Annotated in this window: 16 protein-coding genes and 1 tRNA gene; 11 read left to right on the plus strand and 6 right to left on the minus strand. The window is 55.9% G+C overall.

Features of this window, described 5'->3' with window-relative positions:
- Positions 1-56: 56 nt before the first annotated feature.
- From IFT57_RS26175 to IFT57_RS26215, 9 genes are all read left to right on the plus strand, one after another.
- A complete protein-coding gene (locus IFT57_RS26175) occupies positions 57-2,108 on the plus strand; it encodes a type VI secretion system Vgr family protein (RefSeq protein WP_192153160.1) in 2,052 nt (683 codons plus the stop codon).
- Positions 2,105-2,959, plus strand: coding sequence for a DUF4123 domain-containing protein (locus tag IFT57_RS26180; protein WP_192153161.1), 855 nt, complete (start codon positions 2,105-2,107; stop codon positions 2,957-2,959). Before IFT57_RS26175 ends, IFT57_RS26180 begins: the two co-directional genes overlap by 4 nt.
- Positions 2,956-3,729: a hypothetical protein gene (locus tag IFT57_RS26185; RefSeq protein WP_244657433.1), complete on the plus strand. Its 774-nt coding sequence runs from the start codon at positions 2,956-2,958 to the stop codon at positions 3,727-3,729. Before IFT57_RS26180 ends, IFT57_RS26185 begins: the two co-directional genes overlap by 4 nt.
- 12 nt (positions 3,730-3,741) lie before the next feature.
- A complete protein-coding gene (locus tag IFT57_RS26190; RefSeq protein ID WP_192153162.1) occupies positions 3,742-4,482 on the plus strand; it encodes a hypothetical protein in 741 nt (246 codons plus the stop codon).
- Entirely contained in the window at positions 4,479-5,243 is a 765-nt protein-coding gene (locus IFT57_RS26195) for a hypothetical protein (RefSeq protein ID WP_244657434.1), read from the plus strand. The genes IFT57_RS26190 and IFT57_RS26195 overlap by 4 nt, the downstream gene beginning before the upstream one ends.
- Before the next feature lie 12 nt (positions 5,244-5,255).
- Positions 5,256-5,996 (plus strand): hypothetical protein, encoded by a 741-nt coding sequence (locus tag IFT57_RS26200; protein ID WP_192153163.1) that lies wholly within the window; start codon positions 5,256-5,258, stop codon positions 5,994-5,996.
- Positions 5,993-6,769, plus strand: a complete 777-nt coding sequence (locus IFT57_RS26205) for a hypothetical protein (RefSeq protein WP_244657435.1) — start codon at positions 5,993-5,995, stop codon at positions 6,767-6,769. The genes IFT57_RS26200 and IFT57_RS26205 overlap by 4 nt, the downstream gene beginning before the upstream one ends.
- 12 nt (positions 6,770-6,781) lie before the next feature.
- Positions 6,782-8,986, plus strand: a complete 2,205-nt coding sequence (locus IFT57_RS26210) for a lipase family protein (protein WP_244657436.1) — start codon at positions 6,782-6,784, stop codon at positions 8,984-8,986.
- Positions 8,987-9,591: 605 nt separating this feature from the next.
- Complete coding sequence (locus IFT57_RS26215) at positions 9,592-11,295, plus strand: hypothetical protein (protein WP_192153164.1); 1,704 nt, start codon at positions 9,592-9,594, stop codon at positions 11,293-11,295.
- A gap of 630 nt (positions 11,296-11,925) precedes the next feature.
- Here IFT57_RS26215 and IFT57_RS26220 read toward each other — a convergent pair.
- From IFT57_RS26220 to dapA, 6 genes are all read right to left on the minus strand, one after another.
- Entirely contained in the window at positions 11,926-12,660 is a 735-nt protein-coding gene (locus tag IFT57_RS26220) for a hypothetical protein (RefSeq protein ID WP_342030382.1), read from the minus strand.
- Between the two features lie 1,016 nt (positions 12,661-13,676).
- Positions 13,677-13,766 (minus strand) — tRNA-Ser (locus IFT57_RS26225).
- Positions 13,767-13,859: 93 nt separating this feature from the next.
- Positions 13,860-14,573 carry a phosphoribosylaminoimidazolesuccinocarboxamide synthase gene (purC, locus tag IFT57_RS26230; RefSeq protein ID WP_056843894.1) on the minus strand — a complete coding sequence of 238 codons (714 nt, stop codon included), beginning with the start codon at positions 14,571-14,573 and terminating at the stop codon, positions 13,860-13,862.
- 48 nt (positions 14,574-14,621) lie between these two features.
- A complete protein-coding gene (locus IFT57_RS26235) occupies positions 14,622-15,380 on the minus strand; it encodes an MBL fold metallo-hydrolase (protein WP_192153165.1) in 759 nt (252 codons plus the stop codon).
- A gap of 3 nt (positions 15,381-15,383) precedes the next feature.
- Positions 15,384-16,502, minus strand: a complete 1,119-nt coding sequence (gene bamC / locus IFT57_RS26240; RefSeq protein ID WP_192153166.1) for an outer membrane protein assembly factor BamC — start codon at positions 16,500-16,502, stop codon at positions 15,384-15,386.
- 17 nt (positions 16,503-16,519) lie between these two features.
- Entirely contained in the window at positions 16,520-17,398 is an 879-nt protein-coding gene (gene dapA / locus IFT57_RS26245) for a 4-hydroxy-tetrahydrodipicolinate synthase (protein WP_122714077.1), read from the minus strand.
- 331 nt (positions 17,399-17,729) lie between these two features.
- On the opposite strand from dapA, the gene IFT57_RS26250 reads away from it, so the two are divergent.
- Together IFT57_RS26250 and IFT57_RS26255 are read left to right on the plus strand one after the other, a co-directional pair.
- Positions 17,730-18,290 carry a glycine cleavage system protein R gene (locus IFT57_RS26250; RefSeq protein ID WP_122476686.1) on the plus strand — a complete coding sequence of 187 codons (561 nt, stop codon included), beginning with the start codon at positions 17,730-17,732 and terminating at the stop codon, positions 18,288-18,290.
- Positions 18,291-18,300: 10 nt separating this feature from the next.
- Positions 18,301-18,774 carry a peroxiredoxin gene (locus IFT57_RS26255; RefSeq protein ID WP_192153167.1) on the plus strand — a complete coding sequence of 158 codons (474 nt, stop codon included), beginning with the start codon at positions 18,301-18,303 and terminating at the stop codon, positions 18,772-18,774.
- Positions 18,775-18,801 lie beyond the last annotated feature (27 nt).

Below are 18,801 nucleotides of genomic sequence, written 5' to 3' on the forward strand. Positions count from 1 at the left end.
ATTACGTCTAAGGTGGGCGTCGCGTTTTGCCTCCTCTCTCAGCTAAGGATAAGCCTATGTTCGCGGCGGCCAATATTGCACACTTCACGTTACTGATCCCCTCTGTTCGCAACGATTTCAAAGTGCTGGCCTTCAAGGGCACCGAATCCATCAGCAGTTTGTATGCGATTCAGGTTGAACTCGTCAGTGAATCCCCAGATTTCGATCTGGAGAGCGTGCTCAGTCAGCCAGCGTTTCTCCAGTTCGGCCTGAACGGTGAAGGTATTCATGGCCGTATCGAAGATGTTTTTGTGGGGGAAGCCGGTAAACGCCTGACACGTTATCACCTGACCTTGGTGCCGGCGCTGCACTATTTGCAGTTCAACCATAACCAGCGGATCTTCCAGCACCTGACAGTGCCGCAAATCATCGCCCAGGTACTCAACGGACATGGCATCCAGGCCGATGCGTTTACCTTTAATGTCAGCACCAGCCCTGAGCGCGAATACTGCACTCAATATGGGGAAAACGACTTCGAGTTCCTGCAGAGGTTGTGCAGTGAAGATGGGATCTCGTGGCACCACCAACACAGCCAGGATGGCCACCAGCTCGTATTCACCGACGATCAGACCTATTTCCCCAAGCTGGGGGAAACACCGTATCAGCAAGGCTCCGGCCTGGCGGCGGATCACCCGGTCGTCAGCCAATTCTCCATGCGTTTCAACACCCGAACCAGCACGAGCACGCGCCGAGGCTATGATTTAAAACGCCCAAGCTTGTTGCTGGAAAGCCAATTTACCGCCGAGTTCAGTCCTGCGCTTGAAGACTACCGCTACCCGGTGCTGATCGAAAATGAAAAGCTCGGCAAACAGCTTGCCCGGCAGGCCCTGGAGCGGCACCGTAGCGACTACCAGTTGGCCGAGGGTAAGAGCGATCAACCGGTCCTACGCAGCGGCCACTTTTTCGATCTGACGGAACATCCGCGTCAGCAGTGCAACGATTTGTGGTTGTTGCTCAGTGTGACGCATTCAGGCAAGCAGCCCCAGGCACTTGAGGAGGCGATCACCAGCGATGTGAATCCAGAAGACGGTTTCACTCAAGGTTACTGCAACAGGTTCAGTGCGATTCCCTGGGATGTGTTCTACCGTCCGCCGCGTGTCACGCGTAAGACAGTGTTGGTCAGCCAGACTGCCCGCGTCACCGGCCCAGCGGGGGAAGAGATCTTTTGCGATGAGTACGGGCGGGTTAAGGTCGAGTTTCATTGGGATCGAGCCGAACTGGGCACCGACAAAAGCAGTTGCTGGTTACGAGTTTCATCTAGCTGGGCGGGGGACAGTTTCGGTGCGGTGACCGTCCCGCGTATCGGCATGGAAGTAGTGGTGACCTACCTGGAAGGTAATCCCGACAATCCGTTAATTACGGGCTGCGTGCCTAACAAGGTCACCTCTGTTCCATACCCCTTACCCGCGAATAAAACCAAAACTGTCCTGCGCAGCCACAGCTCGCCCGCCAGTGGCGGCTACAACGAGCTGTCGATTGAAGACCGCAGCGGCCAAGAGCTGATCTACCTGCGTGCTCAGCGTGACATGGAGCAGAAGGTCGAAAATGACAGCCGACTGGAAGTGGGTAATGAGCGCCGGGAAACCATCAAGGGCAATAGCATTGCGGTGCTGGAAGCTGAAGAGCAGCGCACCGTCACCGCTGACCGCAAAGTCCAGCTCAACGCCAATGACTACTTGCAGGTCGCTAGCAGCAGCCACACTCGTGTAGGGCAAACGGTGGTGATTGAGGCGGGTCAACAAGTCCACCTCAAGGCCGGTGCCCATCTGATCCTGGACGCTGGAGCCAGCATCACCTTAAAAGGCGGTGGTCAGCATATCGTGATTGGCCCTGGCGGTATTTTCAGCAGTACCGAGATTCAAATCGGCGGTGCGCCTGCTGCAGGAACGGCTGCCAATCCGTTGTTGCCGGGTGTACTAGCGCCCCTGGCGACCCCGCCCGCACTGCCTATCATGGCCCCGACACAAAACGCGCTGATGGCGGCCAGTAAAGTTAAAGGCGCTGACTTCTGCCCGCTTTGTGAGGCTTGTAAAAACGGTCTTTGCCTGCCCAAAGGAATGAAATCATGACGGCTGCCTGTCCTCGGCAATGGATGCTCGATCAGCTAAAACTCGACCATACTCTGTGCCTGATTCTAGACTCAGAAGGCGAAGTCGACGTCCGCCAAGCCTTGTTGAACACTAGCGAACCAGATCAGCATCGCAGTGTGTACAGCGAGACTCAGGTATCCGCTTTAGCTGATGCGGGGCCTTTCATATTCCTCATCGACAATCCTGACAATGAACGCATCAGAGACCTACTCAAGGCGCCTGAGCGCAATTGGGGCTGGCTTGCGAGTATTCGCAAAGATGACCTGTCTGCGCTGACCCAGCACTGGCGTGAACGCCTGATTATCGGCACACGGCCCAATCAGGCGCTGTATCGTTTTCACGATAATCAGGTCCTCACCCGTGCCTTGGGGCATATCCCTGAAGAGGCCCGCCCTGAGTACCTGGGGCCCGTGATCAGTGTGTGTTATTGGCAGGGCGCAGACTGGGAAGTCACCCACAATCCAGTTCCCGGCGAACACCCGCGTCCTGCTGATCCGTTGTGGCTGAACGTCCCAGCACCGACTAGTCAGTCGATGGAGATGCTTCAGTCCAATATCTACCGGTATCTGTGGGCAGAACACAGTGACGATCTGATGCGACTCAGCCAGCGCCAAGACCCAAGCACTTGGCTCGCAAAACAACTCTCGCAGGCTCAGCAATGGGGATGGTCTGCCCCTGAGCAAGTACATTTTTTGATCATCAACAAACTCAATGAAACTGAGCTGCCCATCATAAAAAATTGTTTGCCTCATGCCGGCGAAGCGCCGCAGGTGCACTTCGAGCGACTTTTTGATGAAGCGAAATTCTGGTCAAGAGAACACTCCGAATGATGCATGTACGACGCTTTACTCCCCAACTCCTGCAGGTCTTATTTGTGAGCGCAATGGCCTTGGTCGCTTCGGGTTGCTCAATCGCGCAAACAGAAAGCTTTACCTTCCAAGCCGACATGCCGGAAAACTTTACCATTAGTCCGATGGCGTATTACGCGTCGGCCTCCGGCGAGTCGTGTTCCGGGCATAACCTTATCCAAAGCGAGCAGCCCAAAGGAGTGCGTCCGGTTGAGTTCAAGCTGCCACTGACGGACACAGCGAAGGGTTGTTCAATGGTTTTGACAAAGGTGGTGCTGCATATCGAAGGACAGTGGGGCAAGCGTGACTTGGACATGAGTCTGCAGACTGCAGGTTTATCAATCCGTGATGAACCATCAGAAAAGGTTCGCCCTTTCCCCACGTCGGGACCTCTGGTCTTTCAGGGCCAGTGTCAGTGGTTGTTTCGCACGATGGGATCGAAACGATTTATCAGGAAAATCCTACAGTGCCGGGGACTCGACGCGAATGGCGTCGTGCAGAAAAGCCTGGCGGGCGCAGCGTTGCAGCGCGATCAGTTAGCGGGCAAGACCGTGAAATTGGTACTGACGGAGGCGAAAGAGGAACTGCCTTACTTTGATCGCTATTGGATTAAAACAACTAGTGGATGGAAACCGTGCAAGGGGAACTGGGGGCGCGACATCGAGGAGCTGTGTGTAACCCCCCCTCAATTCAAACCCTTCAAAATGCCTGATGGACGTGACTGCACCGTCTACCCCAACTGCACCGAATAAGGACATCCAAAAATGAGTTCCTATAAACCCATGGAAGATGGTGATAAGCCGGCATTCAGCGGCAAGATGTTTGCCTGCCCATTAAAAGTTCACTGGATCAGTTTTCAGTTGGTAGACGAGTTCGGTGAAGGCAAACCGTATGCTGGTCTTGCCTATACCCTTCAGGACAGCGCAGAGCAACAGTACACGGGAGTGTTGGACGCCGAAGGGTTTGCCAAGATTGAAGACTGCTATCGTGGGCCTGTCGTATTAACGGTCGATAGTGAGTATCAAGGAGGCGTTGATATTTGGTATGAAAAGATCGTGGATAGAAAATCTTATCCACTTCCGATTACCGAGCTCCAAGTCCGCGCCGAACAAACCCGTTTCTTTCACAAGGACGGCTTTCCTGTCGACCACAACCCCGCGCAAAAAGCGGGAGATAAATTCATCCAGGTAGAGGTGCGGGACTTGGTCAAGCACCGCGCGCATTTACCTCCGCCCGTTGACCGTAAATACCCGCCGGGTGACGATCTGATGCGACTCAGCCAGCGCCAAGAACCAAGCACTTGGCTCGCAGAACAACTGTCGCAGGCTCAGCAATGGGGATGGTCTGCCCCTGAGCAAGTGCATTTTTTGATCGTCAACAAACTCAATGAAACTGAGCTGCCCATCATAAAAAATTGGTTGCCTCTAGCCGGCGTTGCGCCGCAGGTGCACTTCGAGCGACTTTTTGATGAAGCGAAATTCTGGTCAGGAGAACACTCTGCATGATGCATGTACGACGCTTTACTCCCCAACTCCTGCGGGTCTTATTTGTGAGCGCAATGGCCTTGGTCGCTTCGGGCTGCTCTATGGCGCAGACAGAGACTTTTACCTTCCAGGCCGACATGCCGGAAAACTTCACCATTAGTCCGATGGCGTATTACGCGTCGGCCTCCGGCGAGTCGTGTTCCGGGCATAACCTTATCCAAAGCGAGCAGCCCAAAGGAGTGCGTCCGGTTGAGTTCAAGCTGCCACTGACGGACACAGCGAAGGGTTGTTCAATGGTTTTGACAAAGGTGGTGCTGCATATCGAAGGACAGTGGGGCAAGCGTGACTTGGACATGAGTCTGCAGACTGCAGGTTTATCAATCCGTGATGAACCATCAGAAAAGGTTCGCCCTTTCCCCACGTCGGGACCTCTGGTCTTTCAGGGCCAGTGTCAGTGGTTGTTTCGCACGATGGGATCGAAACGATTTATCAGGAAAATCCTACAGTGCCGGGGACTCGACGCGAATGGCGTCGTGCAGAAAAGCCTGGCGGGCGCAGCGTTGCAGCGCGATCAATTAGCGGGCAAAACCGTGAAGTTGGTACTGATGGAGGCGAAAGAGGAGCTGCCGTATTTTGGGCGCTCATGGCTAGAAACACCTAGGGGCTGGAAGCCCTGTATCGAAACGAAGGAAACGTTCCGCTGCCAAACTCCGCCGACTTTCACCGATTTCAAAATGCCTGATGGACGTGACTGCACCGTCTACCCCAACTGCACCGAATAAGGACATCCAAAAATGAGTTCCTATAAACCCATGGAAGATGGGGATAAGCCGGCATTCAGCGGCAAGATGTTTGCCTGCCCAAACAAAGGGCACTGGATCAGTTTTCAGTTGGTAGACGAGTTCGGTGAAGGCAAACCGTATGCCGGTCTTGCCTATACCCTTCAGGACAGTGCAGAACAGCAGTATACCGGGGTATTAGACGCCGAAGGGTTTGCCAAGATTGAAGACTGCTATCGTGGGCCTGTCGTATTAACAGTCGATAGTGAGTATCAAGGAGGCGTTGATGTTTGGTATGAAAAGATCGTGGATAGAAAACCTTATCCACTTCCGATTACCGAGCTCCAAGTTCGTGCCGAACAAACCCGCTTCTTTCACAAGGACGGCTTTCCTGTCGACCACAACCCCGCGCAAAAAGCGGGAGATAAATTCATCCAGGTAGAGGTGCGGGACTTGGTCAAGCACCGCGCGCATTTACCTCCGCCCGTTGACCGTAAATACCCGCCGGGTGACGATCTGATGCGACTCAGCCAGCGCCAAGAACCAAGCACTTGGCTCGCAGAACAACTGTCGCAGGCTCAGCAATGGGGATGGTCTGCCCCTGAGCAAGTGCATTTTTTGATCATCAACAAACTCAATGAAACTGAGCTGCCCATCATAAAAAATTGTTTGCCTCATGCCGGCGTTGCGCCGCAGGTGCACTTCGAGCGACTTTTTGATGAAGCGAAATTCTGGTCAGGAGAACACTCTGCATGATGCATGTACGACGCTTTACTCCCCAACTCCTGCGGGTCTTATTTGTGAGCGCAATGGCCTTGGTCGCTTCGGGCTGCTCTATGGCGCAGACAGAGAGTTTTACCTTCCAGGCCGACATGCCGGAAAACTTCACCATTAGTCCGATGGCATATTACGCGTCGGCCTCCGGCGAGTCGTGTTCGGGGCATAACCTTATCCAAAGCGAGCAGCCCAAGGGAGTGCGTCCGGTTGAGTTCAAGCTGCCACTGACGGACACGGCGAAGGGTTGCTCAATGGTTTTGACAAAGGTGGTGCTGCATATCGAAGGACAGTGGGGCAAGCGTGAGCTGGACATGAGTCTCCAGACTGCCGGTTTATCAATCCGCGATGAGCCATCGGAAACGGTTCGCCCTTTTCCCACGTCGGCACCTCTGGTCTTTCAGGGCCAGTGTCAGTGGTTGTTTCGCACGATGGGTCCGTATCGTTACATCGTCAAAATCCTACAGTGCCGGGGACTCGACGCGAATGGCGTCGTGCAGAAAAGCCTGGCGGGCGCAGCGTTGCAGCGCGATCAGTTAGCGGGCAAGACCGTGAAATTGGTACTGACGGAGGCGAAAGAGGAGCTGCCAGCAATTGGTGATAATTGGGTTAAGTTTCCTGCTGGTTGGAAGCGTTGTATGGGGAAAGGACTAGACGATTTGTACGGATTTTGCCGTGGAAATACTACGGACTTCAAACCCTTCAAAATGCCTGATGGACGTGACTGCACCGTCTACCCCAACTGCACCGAATAAGGATATCAAAGGATGAGTTCGTATAAACCTATGGAAGATGGGGATAAGCCGGCTTTCAGCGGCAAGATGTTTGCCTGCCCAAACAAAGGGCACTGGATTAGTTTTCAGTTGGTGGACGAGTTCGGTGAAGGCAAACCGTATGCTGGTCTTGCCTATACCCTTCAGGACAGTGCAGAACAGCAGTATACCGGAGCATTGGACGCCGAAGGGTTTGCCAAGATTGAAGACTGCTATCGTGGGCCCGTTGTACTCCGTTTAGACACTGAGTATGCCGGCAGCGAAGATTTGTATCGTCTTTTGATGAAACGCGAGTCATATCCACTTCCGATTACCGAACTCCAAGTTCGTGCCGAACAAACCCGCTTCTTTCACCAAGACGGTTTCCCTGTCGACAACAACCCTGCGCTAAAGGCGGGAGATAAATTCATCCAGGTAGAGGTGCGGGACCTGGTCAAGCATCGTGCGCATTTACCTCCGCCCGTTGACCGTAAATACCCGCCGGATGACATCTTGGTACGAGCGCTTGATGAGCTGACGTTTGGTCCAGAGCCTTTATCTCAGCGTGGTGTTGGGCTGTTGTCAAACCGACACACGCTACTACAGGTGCGCCCGCTGCGTGCGTTTAGACCCATGCTCTCAACCGATGATGCCTTCAGTGCACTGAACCTGTATCAGCTCGCGATCATGGCGAATTTGAGTTATTCCAACTTTGGCCAGAATCCCGCCAAAGAACCTGTGGACTCTGTGAGTTTTCCGCTGGATCCCAGCGTCGGTAATTTTTTTGGTGATGCCCTTTCGAACTATCGAGAAAGCTGGAAGGTAGACAGTTCACAGTCATCGGTTCACCGTTACTTTCCACTGTACGAAGAAGTTCCTTACTCGAAGCGCTTTAAAATTTTGCCGTTCGACCCAACGGTGTATGAGCAGAATAAGCCTAGCGACACTCAGGAGCACCCTGCCAATCTGCATTTTTTTGATGACATCAATGAGTGTTGGGTTAGCGATAAGAGCACCCAGGCGTTCATTACGCATCATGATGAGATCATACTGATCGCTATCCGTGGAACACTGGAATTGTCAGATTGGTGGCGTGACGCGGATGCGGCACAAGTACCCTTCAAAGAGGGTAAAGGGAAGGTCCATCATGGTTTTTACGATGCCTATCAGGCGTTGAAGAAGTTTGTTCAGGACTATTTATTCCGATTTTATGTCGGTCAAAAAATCATAATCAGTGGCCATAGTCTGGGTGGCGCGATTGCATTGCTGCTGGCGGAAGCATTGCGATGTGATGAAACTCAGAAATACGACGTGCTCCTCTACACCTATGGGGCGCCACGTGCGGGTGATGCCACGTTCGTCGCGGCTGCCGAGGCGCTGACGCACCACCGGATGGTGAACAACAACGACATGGTTCCCGGTGTCCCTGCTACCTGGATGAACGCACGACGAACCATCTGGATTCCTGGGCTTGCGACCCTTTTTATAACCAATCCTATTTTAGGCATCTTGATCTTCGTCGCAGGTCTTGTGCGTGTTGGTGGCGATCCTTATGAGCATCACGGCACATTGCATCACTTCATGCCGGTGAATTTTACCGGCAAGGAAAAGTCGGCGATTCTCTGGGACCCGGGTTGTGCCTCCATCGAAGAGGCCGCTTGCACTCGGGCGCTCGCCAAAGATGGCGACCTGCCGTTTCGTGGCGGCTTTATCGATCAGGCCATGAATTTCGGTGATCACAGTGCACCGGGGTCTTATATCCCGTTTTCCTGGGCGACGTTACGACGTTGGCAGCAAACTCAGGAAACGAAGGGAACGGTGGTCACTAAGAGTGAATACGATTTGGTGGCGGCGGCATTGAAGACGATGCATGGCAAGGTGCAGGATCAAAGCCAGCGAACTAGAGACACTCTGCGTTATGCCAATAATGACCCTGCGTACCTACAAACGGTAACTGACTTGAACAAAGAGTCGCGAAATCTTCTCGATTCGCTACAACGACTTAAAATACAAAAGGGGCGCCAACTGACGCTTTTCGATGTCTATGGCAGCGCTGCGCAGTCTCCCAACTTGGAAGCCGCCCTGCATCGCTGGAAGGGCCAGCGGGAGAACAACCTGAAGGTGCAGATAGCCATGATCCCTCAACAGGATGCTGGCGATTTGATGCTTTCCACTCGCATCGGTGCGCCTCATACGTTGGACATCGACTCTATTGTCTAGTTGGAGTGTCTACCGGTGAGTCCGCGTCTCTGGGCTCACCGGATAACTGACCAGATTCTCTATGAAAAACTCAAGCTCAATGACCGATACTCATACTCCACCTGGCTAGCCCCACAGCCAAGCAACAGCAGGGGCACACCGATCTAGCCCAATAGATTACCTGGCTACGCAGTCGCCGAGTCAAAGAGGTGAGTTATTTGTGCGTGACGGTGGGCAATTGGAGGCGGTCGCTGACTCTCGTTACTAAACTGATTCAAATCGCCGCTTTGCCGTTCCCTCCAAACATTCCCGAAAGGGAATCTCTGTTTAGTAAGCCGCTTCAACCAAAGCCACAAGGAAGTATTTATGCATCCATCGCTACAGTGCCTATCCCCAAGCTCCGCGCCTCGTTCACACCTTGCCTTGCTGTTGGGTACAAGTTTGTGTAGTTCGCCCATTAGACCCGTGCCAGAGGGACGAATATGAAGCGTTTACTACCAAGCCGGTACGGCTCCCTCCTGGCCGCAGTTCTGTTTTCAGCCTGTACCGCTGCTTGGGCGGCGCCGACGGTTGAGGCGAGGCCCCAAGCGCCAGACGCTGCTGGGCTGATGCGTGAGGCACAACGCTTGAGCAGCGCGAAATCATTGGTAGAGGCCACGATTATGGCCCAGGCTGCTATGGAGGCTGGCCGTAAGGGCGGGGCCGGAGAATACACGGACCTCGAAGCGGGCGCCTTGCTCGTCAACCTACTGCAACAGCAGAAGAGATACGACGAGGCTCGGATCGCCGCCGAAGAGCAAATTGCGTATTGGGAGCAGCAAACAGCCTCTAACGGGTCGAGGGACAAACGCGACATTCGTATCTCGCGCATGCTTGGGCGGGCAATAGAGGCAAGCATGATGGCGGGTGAAAGAGCAGAGGTCGCACGCTTGCAGGAAAAGCTATTCGCGGTCGTCAGCCCCTATCCCGGTCTATGGCGCTTATCACTGGACGAGCCGCGTTTACGATATGAGCTGGCTGACTTCTCGATGCCAATGCTGCTGGGGCAGTGGAAACTGACGACGTTTGAGCCCGCTGAAAATCGGGAATCCCCCACTAGGGTCCTCTACACGCAGGAATCGGCAGACAGCCACCTGAGCGCCGAGATTTCGCTGTCTTATGACGAATTACAACGTAAGAAGACATCGTCACAACGGCAGGAATGGCTCAAATCCTACGACGAGCTGCGTGAGCAAAAAGCGCATGCATCGGCGATGCCCGATCTACCCTTCGACGGACTAACCACCGTCAAACTAAGGAGGCCAGAGCCCTGTGACGGCGAGCCGTGCACTAGCTTTTATTGGACGGCACTACGTGGCGACTGGCGTATGGAGATCGATGTGATTTTCAGATCGCGAGACGAGACCCAAGCAGTTGAGCAAGTGCGAAAGTTGTTCGCAGCGCTGAAATGGCAAAGTGCACCACAGCTGTTTCGTGAGCACACGATGGCCGAGCAGAACCAAGATATGGACTCACATTGGAATGCTCCTGGCGGCTGGTCCAAGGCCGCTGAACTGGCGGAGCAGGCTAAGCCCGATGCCTTTTTTTCCGAGGAAATTGCACGATTACAAACATATATCGGCGTATCGCAGTACCGGCGTGGCTCGCTAGGCGCCGCCCGACGCTCGCTAGATTTGGCCGTACTTGCCTGGAGGAATGGCTCTGCCCAAGATGCGGAACTTTTTAGGACAGCGCTAGATTATGCTGCGGATATCGCCTACCGCCAGAGGAGAGGTAATGAGGCTATTGCCCTGAACCGGAGGCTCATTGAGTGGCAGAAAAGCGACGCGTCGATGGGCTGGGGAATACCGAAGGGCGAAAATGCCTTTGTTAACCTCTGGGGAGCCATGCGGTTGCCCTTGCGTGTGGGTACTTACCGCCTGAGATTGGGTGATGCCAATCGTTTTTACTATGAAAACTTGCAAACGGGGGCACAACTTGGTCTCACGGTGGGCTTAGCTCAGTCATCCGACGAGAAGCTTGAATCGTTGCTGCGTGCCTTCATGACGAAAAAACTAGGGTTGCAAGCCGGAAAAATGCACATAACGAAGTTTTCGCCCAAGCCGGCCGAGCATGGAGAGCCGCAGGCAACCGGCCGTAAATGGGAGTTCGATGTGACGAAGCTGCCGGATGAGGCCCCAGCAACTGGTGTCCTTCAGGAAACACCTATAAAGATGGCGTTCTGGATCGTCGATCGCGAGGGGGAACGATCGTTGCTGCGGGCACCAATCATGGACGGCGGTCAAACCACGGCTGAGGCGAATCAGATTGCGCAAGCATTGTCATGGTAGGGCCGATGACGCGCCGACAGCCGCTGAAGATCTGGAGTAGGTGGGCCTCCAGGTTGCTACTTTGAGTCGAAGATCTTTAGCAATTCGTCGGGGAAGGCCTCAATCAGCTCATTCAACCGAGAGGTTGATAAAGTGCAAGAGACCCGAGACCGATTAGCGACCGTGCATAAGGATAAGGTTGACGGAGCGAAGGTCTACGGCTTGCTTTCACAACACACTGAAATACTGGCAGACAGCCTGCTTCGCTGGCAAGCCCATCCAGAAAACAGGGTAGCGGAACAATTGGCCATGGCGCCGCGCTGTCGAAAGCGACCGTGAGTTATTCGCGTCAATATTAGGTCGCCCAATCGGCACTCCACACACGCTTGATATTGATTCAATCGTCTGAAACAAAGCGGTAGCAGGCAACGCTGCGAAATGGTTGCCTGCAAGATATCTGGTTGGTTAGGGCGTTTGAAGGGTTCGGATGACTATCCGCGCCCAAACACCTACTGGTCATCTGAACTTACTCAGCATCCAACTCTTGTCGAGCGATGGGCTGATTAGTCACCCAGGAACTTTTCTTTGCCTGACCTTTACGCAAGCAACGAGCCCCCACAGGCTTTAGCCGTAGATACTGAGTGTCTTTGCCTAGGTAACGCATCGCATAATGGATCTTCGGCCGAATATCGAGATCATCGCGCCTGATGACACCGATACCAAGTGCTCGACACTGCAGATATATCCGATCAAATGGCCAAAGATTGAATTGCGTTCAATTTCCCTGACCAGCCTTTTCTGATCTCCAAAGGCGTCTTCAACACGCAGCCTAGCTTGCACCACAGATAGGTAATGCAGATCTACTCGGACCACAACAGTACGTGAGTAACGGTCAAGTACTCGATCAACGTATTCAGTGATCTTGGTTTGTTTATCCCTGGCTTGGTAACGACGGTCTACCTTCCCACGCTGATACCGTTTTCCACTTGTCAGTTGGCGGATACGGTCAGTCAGTGTATTGAGCGTCTCATCAGTGCTTAGGTAGCGGCTCTCGCCTTCATCAAGGCACGTCAGTCCCATCGGGCTCAGCTCCAGACCAATGTCCTGACACGCTTGCCTGAACACGTGGAGGTGCTCGCTGTAATCGTAGGGGTAACGGTCGTCGAACAAACCTACCATCTGCTGAATGTGGTTGAAGTACTTGGAAAGCCTGATTTTTTGTACACGCTCTTGGACGGGCCTGAGCTGAGTGACCCTGAACGCCGGGATGGTCGTGTCCTCAATAGCCTGTACGAGACGTTCAATCTGAATGGCGATACAGGATTGGGACAGGCTGGTGTAGGTGGTGCGCTTGCTCATGGTGATGTAGCTGGCTGGTTTAGTCATACCGGATACGGACGATGTCTTTTTTAACCGACCACATGCCTTGCAGGGCCAGGTAGCGGTGGTGGTATTGGCAGGCTTATCGTACGTAGGTAGCAGGTATCCACTGGGTATGGAGTGCTGGTAGGTATGGGTAATGATGGGTATGGGTAGTGACCTGTATGGGTACCGAGTTAACTTGATTCATAACTTACGGCATAATCGCGAACCAATTAATCTTGTTTTTCCAGTCATCTGCCGCTAACGGTTCGCGGTGATAGTCTCAATATTGATGCAACCCAACCGGCTACGCATATCTCTCGTACTCCAGCACGAATCTATAGCGATCAATGCTGACTAAAAGCTTGTCCAATTTATCCCATAAAGCCTGCATCACACGGGCAAAATCATTCCCTGCTGGAAACCCTGAGAAAAATCCCTATAGGGATTTTTTCGGAGCCACACTACCGAGCTCCCTGACCGACAGTTCCACACTGCCCGCGCACGACACAAGCGCGAAGTAATCTTTGCCAGGGCTGTCTACCGAAACTATCCAGCCTTTGGTCGAGGGGTTATATTCTTCGTCATGAAATATCTGGACGGAATTGCCCCCTTGATTCGGCTTGAACCTATCAAAGTAGGCCCGCACCGATCTCTCTAGAAAGTCTCTTCCTGCCTGAGGACAAGGCTCTATCTGCCGTTTTTCGCAGCCCATCATAAAAACACAGCATGCAGTTGTTACGATCATTCTGAACGAGCACATTTGTTCCTTCCTTTGAATAGCGGGCAACCCTGTCGTTGGGTTTTCGTTTGGCCGCTGGAACTTTACTCGGTCCGATGTGAAACGCGTCTGATTTTTTGAAAGCTGCTGTGTCGTTATTGTAGGCGCCAAACAGGAATCGCAGAGGGCAGCATTGCGCTGAAAGCCATGGACTCAAGCGTCAAGGGATGGCCGGCTGCGGACGCACAGGCACCCATTACTTAAATCCCTGAAACAAAAAAAGCCCCGAGGCTATAAGCACTCGGGGCTTTTCAAATAATGGCGGAGAGATAGGGATTCGAACCCTAGGTACCGGTGAAGGTACAACGGATTTCGAATCCGTCCCATTCGGCCACTCTGGCATCTCTCCAACGGCGCGAATCATACCAGCGTCTGCGCCAAACGCGAAGCCCCTGATGCAAAATAATTTGCGAATTCAGGCGCTTGCGCGTCTACAGCGGTGTTACAGCGGCACGCCCAGGCGGTTGGCCACTTCTTCGTACGCCTCGATGACGTCGCCCAGACCCTGGCGGAAGCGGTCCTTGTCCATTTTCTTGCGGGTGTCCTTGTCCCACAGGCGGCAGCCGTCGGGGCTGAATTCGTCGCCCAGGACGATGGAGCCGTCGCTGAAAACGCCGAACTCGAGCTTGAAGTCGACCAGCAGCAGGCCGGCGTCGTCGAAGAGCTTGGTCAGTACGTCGTTGACCTTGAGCGACAGCTCTTTCATTTTCGCCAGTTGCTCGGCGGTGCCCCAGCCGAATGCCACCACGTGGGATTCGTTGATGAACGGGTCACCCTTGGCGTCGTCCTTGAGGAACAGCTCGAAGGTGTACGGGTTCAGCTTCATGCCCTCTTCGACGCCCAGGCGCTTGACCAGGCTGCCGGCAGCGTAGTTGCGCACCACGCATTCGACCGGAATCATGTCGAGCTTCTTGACCAGCACTTCGTTGTCGGCCAACAGCTTGTCGAATTGGGTCGGGATACCGGCGGCTTCCAGTTTCTGCATGATGAAGGCGTTGAACTTGTTGTTCACCATGCCCTTGCGGTCGAGCTGTTCGATGCGCTTGCCGTCGAACGCCGAAGTGTCGTTGCGAAACAGCAGGATCAAGCGGTCGGCGTCGTCGGTCTTGTACACCGACTTGGCTTTGCCGCGGTAGAGTTCTTCACGTTTTTCCATGATGGGCTCCGCTTGCTAAAAGTATGGGCTAGGCGCCCCTTTGGGACGCTAGGCGATGTGGCGCCAGTCGAGCCCTGAATCTTGGTCGGCCAGTTGCAGCCAGTCCGGGTCGCACCCCAGGGTGTCGACGAAGCATTGCCGGGCCAGCTGCGGCAGGTTGTTCTTGCTGCTCAGGTGGGCCAGCACCAGGTGTTGCAGGTTCTGCCAGCCCAACTGCGCCACCAGGCCGGCTGCCTGGTGATTGTTCAAATGGCCCCAGTCACCGCCAACGCGCTGCTTGAGAAAATAAGGGTAGTGCCCACGGGCAAGCATGTCGCGGCAGTGGTTGCTTTCGATCATCAGGGCATCCAGGCCCTGGTAGTGGTCACGCACCCTGGCGCAGTGCGAGCCCAGGTCGGTCAGCAGGCCGAAGCGCCGCTTGCCGTCGCTGAACACGTACTGGGTAGGCTCCAGGGCGTCGTGAGCCACGGCAACCACTTCGACACGCAACGCACCGATTTCCAGCACGTCGCCGCAGCGCACATGGGTGCGTACCGGCACCGGCTTGCGCAGGCCGCGCTCGGTGCCGAGGCTCATGTAGACAGGCACGCCATGGCGGCGCGCCAGCAGCTCCACGCCATGCACATGGTCGGCATGTTCGTGGGTCACCAGCACGGCGCTCAATTGCGCGGCGCTCAGGCCCAGGCGGGCCAGCCGACGTTCGGTTTCGCGCAGGGAGAAACCGCAATCGACCAGCACATGGGTGTCTTCGCTGCTGATCAGCGTGCCATTCCCTTGGCTACCGCTGCCGAGAACGGCAAAACGCATCGCTTAACCCAGGTTGTCTTGAATCACACCCAACACGCGGCGGGCAACATCTGCCGGGGCCACGGTGTTGATGTTCTTCTCGACGGTGACCTGGACGCTGTCGCCCACCTTGCTCAGGCGCACCTGATAACGCTCGGCGCGGGCTTCGATTTCTTCCTTGCTCGGCGCATTGCCGAACACGCGGCTGAAGAAGCCGGGCTTGTCGTCGGCGCGCTGGGCGGACTCGGCGAGGTTGATGTAGTACAGGCCCAGGCTGCGGTTGATGTCTTCGATGCGCCACTGACCCTGCTCCAGGGCACGGCCCACGCTGGACCAGGCACGGTCCAGGTCGGCGCCGACGTTGAGCACCGGGTTGCCGCTGCCGTCTTCGCTCATGGCTACACGGCTGGGCGCGTCGAAATCACGCGCGGCAACCAGAGACACCGAGCCACCGCGCTCCGAGTCGCGGGTCATGCTGGCGAGCATCTGGTCGACCAGGATCGAGTCCAGGCCGGTGTTCACCGAGCGCGCCGGGAAATCGGGTTCGGTGCTGCTGCCGGCTGGACGCTCGACGCTGACCACGTAGATTTCGCTGCTGTTGCGCTGTACGCCAGGTTCGATGCGCACGCGCACGCGGGTTTCGCTTGCACTGGAGGTGGTGGCACCGCTCAGGCGCTGTGCCATAGAGGCGGAGAGCTCGTCGAAGCGCTGCCAGGTGGTGGTGAATTCACCGGTTTGCGGACGGTCTTCGGCGATGCGGAAACCGTTGTCCTCGAAGAACTGGTGAGCGATCGGCCAGACTTCGGCAGGCGCACGCTGGGCCATGATCCAACGGTTTTCGCCGCTGCGCTGCAGCGAGAAATCACTGGCCTGCGCAGCCACCTGCAAAGGCAGTGGGCGCGGCACTTCGAATTCGGAAGCCTTGGCGTTATCGTCGGCGACGTTGCGCGGGATCGGCAGCAGCGGATCCAGACGCTTGTCGGTTTGCACGCCGGGCGGCAGTTGCATCGGGGCGGTTTGGGTCGCCTCGAGGTAATCATTGCCACGATCGCGGAAGTAACCGTTTTCGCCCCAGAGCCACCCGCAACCGCTGGTGCTCGAAATGACCAAGGCAAGGGCAGAAAGGCCAGCCAATCGCTTCATGCGTCTTACTTCCTCAATTAAACCAGGACGCCGGACTGGCGCAGGGCCTGCCGCAGCGGTTCATGACAGGTGGCGCTCAACCAGGTGAGCGGCAGGCGAATGCCTTCGGGCATCAAGCCCATTTCATGCAACGCCCATTTGACCGGAATCGGGTTGGCTTCCAGGAACAGGTTTTTGTGCAGCGGCATCAGCTTGTCGTTGATGGCGCGGGCCAGTTCGGCCTCGCCCTTCAACGCCGCATTGCACAGGTCGGCCATGGCGCGCGGGGCGACGTTGGCGGTGACCGAAATATTGCCCTTGCCACCCAGCAGGATGAGCTCGACCGCAGTGGGATCATCGCCGGACAGCACCAGGAAGTCGCTGTCGACACGGCTGATGATGTCCTTGGCACGGGCCAGGTCGCCGGTGGCTTCCTTGATGCCGATGATGTTCGGCACGCTGGAAAGGCGCACGACGGTGTCGGCCAGCATGTCGCAGGCGGTGCGGCCGGGAACGTTGTAGAGGATCTGCGGAATGTCGACGGCTTCGGCGATGTGCTTGAAATGCTGGTACAGGCCTTCCTGGGTCGGCTTGTTGTAGTACGGCGTGACCAGCAGGCAGGCATCGGCGCCGGCCTTCTTGGCATTGCGGGTCAGCTCGACGGCCTCGCGGGTGGAATTGGCGCCGGTGCCGGCGATGACCGGGATACGCCCGTTCACCTGCTTGACCACGTGCTCGATGACCTTGATGTGCTCTTCGTAGTCGAGCGTCGCCGATTCGCCGGTGGTGCCGACCGCGACGATGGCATGGGTGCCCTCCTTCAGATGGAAGTCCACCAGTTTGCTCAGGCTGTCCCAGTCCAGACGCCCTTGGGCATCCATGGGTGTGACCAGTGCCACCATACTGCCCGCAATCATGCAACCGCTCCTGCCGGAAAAAGAGAGCGGTAATGGTACTGGCGCTATCCACCTTGCACAAGCGAAGTACCACGCCGCGAGCATTCCCCTTGGCGCCGGTTTTCTATACCCTTTCAGACTTTGATCGGCAGGGGTTGCCTTTCTTGCCTGGTCATCGCCTGCCGTAACGGCGCTTCGAACCCCGTCCCTGAGCCTTGCCACCTGGCTTCACCCCGTATTTGCGGGCGTTGCCGGGCGGTCGGCCGAGGTACGCACGAGGTACGGCGCAGGCCTTGAACCAGTCATTCGGCCCCTTGACGCCGCCGACCGCTCATCGCTTTAGGAATGCTGCATGTCCACCCCCACAGTTCGCGAACAATTCCTCGTCATCAGCGCCCTGGGCCGTAATCCCATGGAGCTGACCAATGTACTGTGCCGCGCGGCCCACGACGCCCGCTGCTCGGTGTCCACCTCGCGCCTGACCCGCCACGGCGAATACAGCGCCCTGGTGCTGCAGGTGGCAGGCAACTGGGACGCCCTGGCGCGCCTGGAAACCAGCCTGGCCTCGCTGGCCAAGAAGCATGACTTCACGGTCAGCCTGGTGCGCAGCGCCACCCTCGACAGCCGCCCGCAGGCGCTGCCGTACGTGGCCTACGTCAGTTCGGCATACCGCTCGGACATCATCAACGAGTTGTGCCAGTTCTTCATCGACCACAACGTCGAACTGGAGAACCTGACGTGCGACACCTATCAGGCGCCGCAGACCGGTGGCACCATGCTCAACGCCACGTTTACCGTGACACTGCCCGCCGGCGTGCAGATCAGCTGGTTGCGCGACCAGTTCCTGGACTTCGCCGATGCCTTGAACCTCGATGCGCTGATCGAACCCTGGCGCCCACAGAACCCCATGTAAGGACTGACCGATGGCTGTCGCTCTCAATGAACCTGTTGCCGATTTTCAAGCCCAGGCCACCAGCGGCCAGACCGTCCGCCTGACCGAGCTCAAGGGTCGCCAGGTGGTGGTCTACTTCTACCCCAAGGACAGCACGCCGGGCTGCACCACCCAGGGTCAGGATTTCCGTGACCTGCTCGAGCAGTTCAAGGCCGCCGACACCGAAGTGTTCGGGGTGTCGCGCGACGGGCTCAAGTCCCACGAGAATTTCAAGGCCAAGCAGGGCTTCACCTTCGAGCTGATCAGCGATCAGGACGAGGCGTTGTGCCAGCTGTTCGACGTGATCAAGTTGAAGAAGCTGTATGGCAAGGAATACCTGGGCGTGGATCGCAGCACTTTCCTGATCGACCGGGACGGTGTGTTGCGCCATGAATGGCGTGGCGTGAAGGTGCCGGGGCATGTGCAGAGTGTGCTGGAGGCGGCACAGGCGTTGAGCAAGGGTTGAGAGGGGGTTGGATTTTTCGCGGCCGCT

Source organism: Pseudomonas sp. CFBP 13719 (genome assembly GCF_014842095.1).
Lineage (GTDB): Bacteria > Pseudomonadota > Gammaproteobacteria > Pseudomonadales > Pseudomonadaceae > Aquipseudomonas.